Origin of the sequence: Aeromonas allosaccharophila, assembly GCF_000819685.1 — a bacterium.
Taxonomy (GTDB): domain Bacteria; phylum Pseudomonadota; class Gammaproteobacteria; order Enterobacterales; family Aeromonadaceae; genus Aeromonas; species Aeromonas allosaccharophila.
This window is the reverse complement of record NZ_CDBR01000095.1, coordinates 64,400-71,059: the sequence shown is the minus strand read 5'-3', so window position 1 is coordinate 71,059 and position 6,660 is coordinate 64,400. Positions and strand designations below refer to the sequence as shown.

Genomic DNA, 6,660 nt, shown 5'->3' with positions numbered 1-6,660 from the left:
GGCTAGGAGGAAGATTGCTAAAGAATGAGAGCATCTGATCCCGCTTCAACTGTCGCTTGAGGACCGTCTTGCCATGTTGATCAACGCCATGTAATTGGAAGAGATGTTTTGCCAGATCAATGCCGATAGTCGTAGCCTTCATGGTGGTCGCCTCTCTCATCAGTGGGAACTTACATTCGCCACTTTGGCACTCAGATGCCGTCTTGGGGAGGGGCGACCATCCCATTAGCTAAGGTGCGGCCCTTTTGTTACAAAGGAGTTCCGATGTTACCCCTACCCGACATACTGATCTGGGGAGCGCTGGCGCTGGCCACCCTGCTCTGTCTGGCACGGCAATGGCGGCCCGGTTTCCTGCTGCTGGGGGTAGCCCTGCTGCTGGCGCTCTGGCTCACTCGCATCACCCCGACCGCCCTGCTGGTGACACTGGCTGCCCTGCTGCTGGCCTGGCGCCTGCCCTCACTGCCCGGCCATGCCCGTACCATCGCATGGGGCGCCTTGCTGATATGGGCGGTAGCGCTGACCCTGCATCTGATCCCCGGATTCAGCAATCTCAAGGTACTGGATCAGGCGCTGGCAGGGCCCGCCAGCGTGCCGTTCAATATGTATCTGAACCTCGACAAGCCGCTGCTCTTTTTTGGCTTGCTGCTGGCCTGCCCGACGTTGCTCGGCAAGGGAGGCAGCATCCTCTGGCGCCCGCTGGCCCTGTTGTTGCTGCCGTTGGCCGCCCTGCTGCTCATCGCCTGGCAGTTGGGGGCACTGAAACCGGAGGTGGGGCTGCCTCACTGGTGGTGGTTGTTCGCGTTGAACAACCTGCTGTTCACCTGTGTGGCGGAGGAGGCGCTGTTTCGGGGGGCGATCCAGCAAGGGCTGGCCGAACGCTACCGCCCCTGGATTGGCATAGTGGTGGCCGCCAGCCTGTTCGGGGCGGGTCATCTGGCGGGTGGCGCCCTATTGGCTCTCTTCGCCACGCTGGCGGGCATCTGCTACGGTCTGGCATTCCAGCTAAGCGGGCGACTCACCGTAGCAATCCTGATCCACTTCGCCTTCAACTTCGCCCATCTGGCGCTCTTTACCTACCCGCTGGCACGGGCCTGATCTCAGCTGCGTGGCGTCTTGCCTTTGAACGCCTTGACGCTGCGCTTGGCCTGCGTGCGACGATTGGCCTGCTTGTCGCGAGCCGGGCGCTTGCCCTCCCCGCTGGCGGGCTGGTCGGTGACCGGGAATCCCGCCAGATCGCCCAGCGGCAGCTCGCGGCAGGTCAGGGTACGAATGGCTTGCAGCATGTCACTCTCGCCATGACAGACCAGCGAGATGGCCAGCCCTTCACGGCCAGCCCGGGCGGTCCGGCCAATGCGGTGTACATAGACAGGGGCGCTGGCGGGCAAGTCCAGATTGATCACCACCGGCAGCGCCTCCACATGAATGCCGCGCGCCATCAGGTCGGTGGCGACCAGCACCCGCACCCGACCCTCCTTGAAATCATTGAGCGCCTGCTCGCGCACCGCCTGCTCCTTCTCGCCATGGAGGGCGGCCACCGCAATGCCCGCCTTGGCCAGCTTTCTGGCAACCCCGTCGGCATCATCCCGCGCACTGATAAAGACCAGCACCTGCGGCCACGCCTGATCCTTGAGCAAGCTGATGAGCGCCGGCACCTTACTGCTCTTGTTGACCAGATAGAGCCGCTCTTCGATCTCGTTCACCACGCTGTTGAGGGGGTTGGCCTCGATACGGGTTGGCTCACGCAACAGGCCGTTGGCCAGCGTCTCCAGCTCGGCAGGCAGGGTGGCAGAGAAGAGCAGGGTCTGGCGATCCGCCGGAATAAAACCGAGTAGCGCCTTGATGTCGGGAGCAAAACCCATCTCCAGCAGACGATCCGCCTCATCCAGCACCAGCTGTTGCAGACCATCCAGCCCCAGCAGTTGCTGGGTCAGCAGATCCCGCAGCCGCCCCGGCGTCGCCACCAGCAGCTGTGGCCCCTGCGCCAGTTCGGCCTGCTGCCGCTCTTGAGGCACACCACCACAGAGGGTAACGATGCGCAGCCCCAACGCCTCGGCGCCCTCTTTTAGCGCAGCAGTGACCTGAATCGCCAGCTCGCGGGTCGGCACCAGCACCAGCCCCTGCACCAGACTGGAAGCGGGATCCAGCCGCTGCAACAGCGGCAAGCCAAACGCCAGGGTCTTGCCGCTGCCGGTCTGGGCCAGCGCCAGCAGATCCTGCCCCGCCAGTACCGCCGGAATGGCCAACTGTTGGATGCGGGTCGGCGTCTGCAAGGTGGCGGGTAAAGAGGCCAACAGGGCGGGATGGAGGGCTAGTTCGCTAAAGGTCATGGCGCTACGTCAACAAAGAAGTGGGAGGCGAAGTCTAGTGAGCGGGGGGAAAGAAGTAAAACCCTATCCACCATGGACCGACCGCACGGTGCGGGCGGCAGGCTGACTACACTTCACCTGACACCTTGCCAAGAGAGACCCGCCATGACCAGACACCTCCCCCTCCTGCTGCTCGTGGCTACCCTGCTCGGCAGCGCGACGCTCGGCCTGTCGCAGACGACGGCGAGCGACAAGGGTACAGAGCAACCGAAACAGGTGCGCGTTCTCAATGCCCACCTTGGCGAGCTGCCGGGGCTGATCAATGCCGACAAGACTGGCCCCTTCGTCGATCTGGTGCACGCCATCGATGATCTCTACCCCGATGTGACCATCAAGATCACCATCTACCCCATCGCCCGCGCCATGGCTGGCGTGATTGCCGGCAAAGCGGATTTCAGTCTGCCCGCCATCCGCAATCTGCAGGATGCCGAGATGCTCCCCTATCGCTTCAGCACCCGCAGCTTTGGCAAAGTCACCCATATCATCTACAGCAACACGGCTTACCCCGTCACCACCGACATGGCCTACGGCATCGTGCCCACCAAGCGGGATCTGCTGATTGAAGCAACCCCGGGGTTTCTGCCTATCCCGCTCCAGCGATCCATGAGCATCGAGCAATCCCTGCGCAAGCTCTCTCGTGGTCGCATCGACGCCTTTATCTGGGCGCAGGAGGAGGCTGACCTGATGCTGCGCCAGCTGCAACTGACCAATATCCATCGGGAGCATTTCGGCGACTTCGAGGATGTCTTCATAATCGCCAAGGGAGCCGCTGGCGACGAGATGGACCGCTTCATTGGCGAGGCGATCGACAAGCTTGCCGCCTCGGGCAAGCTGACCGAGATCTACAGCAAGCTGCATCTCCCCTATGTGCAGTGGCAACCGCATTCAGAGCCACTACCACAGGCCGTCAAATCCCCCTGAATCGCGAATATCGCCCATAAAAAATCCCGCCGAAGCGGGATTTTTTATGGCTTGCAGCCTTACAGCACGGCCAGCGCGGCGGCGTAGTTCGGCTCGTCGGCCACTTCGGCGACCAGCTCGCTGTGCAGCACCTTGTTGTCACCATCCAGCACCACGATGGCGCGAGCGGCCAGCCCGACCAGCGGGCCGGAGGAGAAGGCAACACCGTAATCTTCCATGAAGGCCGCACCACGCAGGGTGGAGAGGGTCACCACCTTGTCCAGACCTTCGGCGCCGCAGAAGCGGGACTGGGCGAACGGCAGATCGGCGGAGATGCACAGCACAACGGTGTTATCCAGCGCGCTGGCCTGCTCGTTGAACTTGCGCACTGAGGTGGCGCAGGTCGGGGTATCGACGCTCGGGAAGATGTTCAGGATTTTGCGCTGACCGGCAAAGCTTGCCAGGGTCACATCGGAGAGATCCTTGGCCACCAGGGAGAAGGGCTTGGCTTGCTCACCGGCGACCGGGAAGTGACCCGCGACGGAAACCGGATTGCCTTGCAGAGTGACTGTGTTGCTCATGTGTTATGTCCTTTTTATTGGTGTAGTAAAAATCTGTGCTCCAGTATAAGCCTGTCACGTCCTCACAAACACCCGACAACATCAGGGGAATAAAAGGGGTTGACCTTGGACTTAACACCAAGGTTTAGACTCCCCCTCAGTAATCAGGGATCTCGCAGGGGCGGGATCCATCAAGAGGGACTCATCATGAGCAAATCCTGCTGCAATCATCAGCACGCCGCCCCCATCAAGGCCGTCAGCAAGGCGGCCTCCGGCCAGAGTGAACATCACCACAATAGCCACTGCTGCGACAACGCTACGCCCGTCAGTGGCTGCTCAGCCACGACGCCTCATGAGCACGCATCCCGTGATGGTAATGAATCCCCCGGGGATGATGAGCCTCCCCGAGGAGGTTGCCACGATAAAGCGTGCTGCAGTGCACCCTTATCGCCGGCTCACGATCATGAACATGATCACGAGCACGATATGCCACCTGCCGACCCGCTGGTTGCGCCGGTGCAAGGCAACAGCCGCCACAGCTGGCAAGTCATGGGGATGGATTGCCCCAGCTGCGCTCGCAAGATCGAGACCGCCGTCAGCCGGGTGAGCGGCGTGCAGCAAGCGCGCGTGTTGTTTGCCACCGAGAAGCTGGTAGTGGATCTGGCCCCCGGCCTCTCCCCCGATCCCGTCACCGCCGCCGTACTGGCCGCCGGTTTCCAGCTCAAGGGGGAAAGCGCTGGCAAGCAGGCCGCTGGCCGCGAGCAAGCTTCACAACCGACCCTGCTCGGCAATATGTTTGGCAAGGAGCTCGGCAACTTTTTGGGCAAATATTGGCAGCCCCTGTCACTGGCGGGTCTGATGCTGGTCGCCGCTCTGCTACCGAGCGAAATCGGTAAGCCGCTGTTTACCCTGGCGACCCTGTGGGGTCTGTGGCCTATCTCCCGCAAGGCGTGGGCGCTGACCAAAAGCGGCTCCCCCTTCGCCATCGAGACCCTGATGACGGTCGCCGCCCTGGGCGCCCTGTTCCTCGGTGAAACCGCCGAAGCGGCCATGGTGCTGCTGCTCTTTATGCTGGGGGAACATCTGGAGGCCTACGCCGCCGGACGCGCCCGGGCCGGGGTCACCGCCCTGATGGCGCTGGTGCCTGACAAGGCGCTGCGGATCCGCACCACTGCCGAGGGGGAGGTGCGGGAAGAGGTAGCCGCCGATCAGCTGCGTCCCGGCGATATCATCGAAATCGCCCCGGGTGCCCGCTTGGCCGCCGACGCCCGCCTGCTCGATGAGCTCGGTGCGTTTGACGAGAGCGCCCTGACTGGCGAATCCATTCCGGTGGAACGCCGTCAGGGTGACAAGGTGCCTGCTGGCAGTCTGGCCGCCGATCGGGTACTGCGTCTTGAAGTGGTGTCCGAACCGGGCAACAACGCCATCGACCGCATCCTGCATCTCATCGAGGAGGCCGAGAGTCAGCGCGCCCCCATCGAGCGCTTTATCGACCGCTTCAGCCGCTGGTACACCCCGGCCATGATGCTGATCGCCCTGCTGGTCGTCATTGTCCCACCGCTCGCCTTCGGCCAGAGCTGGGATGAGTGGATCTATCGCGGGCTGGCGCTGCTGCTGATCGGTTGCCCCTGCGCGCTGGTTATCTCCACCCCGGCAGCGGTCACCTCGGCACTGGCAGCAGCTACCCGTCAGGGGGCGCTGATCAAGGGCGGTGCTGCGCTGGAGCGACTGGCCCATATCGATACCGTGGCGTTTGACAAGACCGGCACCCTGACCCTGGGCAAGCCGCAGCTGACCGAGCTGATCAGCCTCAATGGCCAGCCGGAAGCCCAGCAGCTGGCACTGGCGGCATCCATCGAGCAGGGTTCCCACCACCCGCTGGCCCGCGCCGTGGTCGCCAGCGCGACCGAGCAGGGACTGACTCTGGCCGACGCCCACGACCTGCGTGCCCTGCCGGGCATGGGGGTTGAGGGACGCATCAAGGGCGAGCTGTGGCAACTGCTGGCACCGAGCCGGGTAGCGACCCTGAATGCGGAACAGCAGACCCGGATTGGTACGCTGGAGCAGCAGGGCAAAACTGTCGTGGTGCTCTGCCAGAGCAGCGGCGACCAGGCGCTGCCGGTCGCCCTGCTGGCGCTGCGGGATCAGATCCGACCGGAAGCGGCGGCCGCGCTGCAAGAGCTCAACCGGCTCGGGCTCAACAGCATCATGCTGACCGGTGACAACCCCAACGCCGCCGAGGCGATCGCCACCGAGCTGGGCATGGGCTGGCGCGCCGGTCTGCTGCCGGAGAACAAGGTGGAAGAGATCGCCAAGCTCGCCAGCTCGCAGAAAGTCGCGATGATCGGCGATGGCATCAACGATGCCCCCGCCATGAAGCGGGCCAGCATCGGCATCGCCATGGGCGGTGGCACCGACGTGGCGCTGGAGACCGCTGATGCGGCGCTGACCCACAACCAGCTCGGTGGCATCGCCGCGATGATCCGGTTGTCGCGGGCGGCACTGGCCAATATTCACCAGAATATCGCGCTGGCGCTGGGACTGAAGGCCATCTTCCTGGTCACCAGTCTGCTCGGCATCACCGGTCTGTGGATTGCAGTACTGGCCGATACCGGCGCCACCGCGCTGGTGACCGCCAACGCCCTGCGGCTGCTGCGCAAGCGTTAAGCCAGCCAATGGCATCACAGCCAAAAGCCGTCCCCCAACCGGGACGGCTTTTCTTTTTCCTCTCATTTCTCTCACGGCACCCCGTAAAAGAAAAAGCGCGCCTGCCGATCGGCAGTCGCGCTTTGCTTACTCTCTCGGAGTTATCCCACCCTTGGCAAGGTGGAATT

Annotated in this window: 5 protein-coding genes and 1 pseudogene; 3 read left to right on the top strand and 3 right to left on the bottom strand. The window is 63.3% G+C overall.

The genetic code is table 11. The annotated features are described in order from the left end of the window. Positions 1–142: pseudogene (locus tag BN1115_RS22415) on the bottom strand (IS110 family transposase); the annotation flags it as partial. 122 nt (positions 143–264) lie between these two features. Between BN1115_RS22415 and BN1115_RS17065 the strand changes: the two are divergent. Further along, positions 265–1,095 (top strand): CPBP family intramembrane glutamic endopeptidase, encoded by an 831-nt coding sequence (locus BN1115_RS17065; protein WP_042658089.1) that lies wholly within the window; start codon positions 265–267, stop codon positions 1,093–1,095. Positions 1,096–1,097: 2 nt separating this feature from the next. Here BN1115_RS17065 and BN1115_RS17060 read toward each other — a convergent pair whose 3' ends face one another. Beyond that, the gene (locus BN1115_RS17060; protein ID WP_042658088.1) at positions 1,098–2,327 is read right to left on the bottom strand and encodes a DEAD/DEAH box helicase; all 1,230 of its coding nucleotides are present in this window, start codon (positions 2,325–2,327) and stop codon (positions 1,098–1,100) included. Between the two features lie 144 nt (positions 2,328–2,471). Here BN1115_RS17060 and BN1115_RS17055 point away from each other — a divergent pair, with 144 nt between their 5' ends. Then, positions 2,472–3,287, top strand: coding sequence for a type 2 periplasmic-binding domain-containing protein (locus tag BN1115_RS17055; protein WP_042658087.1), 816 nt, complete (start codon positions 2,472–2,474; stop codon positions 3,285–3,287). Positions 3,288–3,346: 59 nt separating this feature from the next. On the opposite strand, the gene tpx is transcribed toward BN1115_RS17055, so the two are convergent. Then, positions 3,347–3,847, bottom strand: coding sequence for a thiol peroxidase (gene tpx / locus BN1115_RS17050; protein WP_042658086.1), 501 nt, complete (start codon positions 3,845–3,847; stop codon positions 3,347–3,349). Between the two features lie 186 nt (positions 3,848–4,033). Here tpx and BN1115_RS17045 point away from each other — a divergent pair, with 186 nt between their 5' ends. Continuing rightward, on the top strand, positions 4,034–6,493 hold the full coding sequence (locus tag BN1115_RS17045; RefSeq protein WP_042658085.1) for a zinc/cadmium/mercury/lead-transporting ATPase: 2,460 nt from the start codon (positions 4,034–4,036) through the stop codon (positions 6,491–6,493). The last annotated feature ends 167 nt before the right edge of the window (positions 6,494–6,660 follow it).

Coding starts and splice junctions, on each gene's coding strand:
- BN1115_RS17065 (WP_042658089.1), top strand. CDS start 265: ATGTTACCCCTACCCGACATACTGATCTGGGGAGCGCTGGCGCTGGCC.
- BN1115_RS17060 (WP_042658088.1), bottom strand. CDS start 2,327: ATGACCTTTAGCGAACTAGCCCTCCATCCCGCCCTGTTGGCCTCTTTA.
- BN1115_RS17055 (WP_042658087.1), top strand. CDS start 2,472: ATGACCAGACACCTCCCCCTCCTGCTGCTCGTGGCTACCCTGCTCGGC.
- tpx (WP_042658086.1), bottom strand. CDS start 3,847: ATGAGCAACACAGTCACTCTGCAAGGCAATCCGGTTTCCGTCGCGGGT.
- BN1115_RS17045 (WP_042658085.1), top strand. CDS start 4,034: ATGAGCAAATCCTGCTGCAATCATCAGCACGCCGCCCCCATCAAGGCC.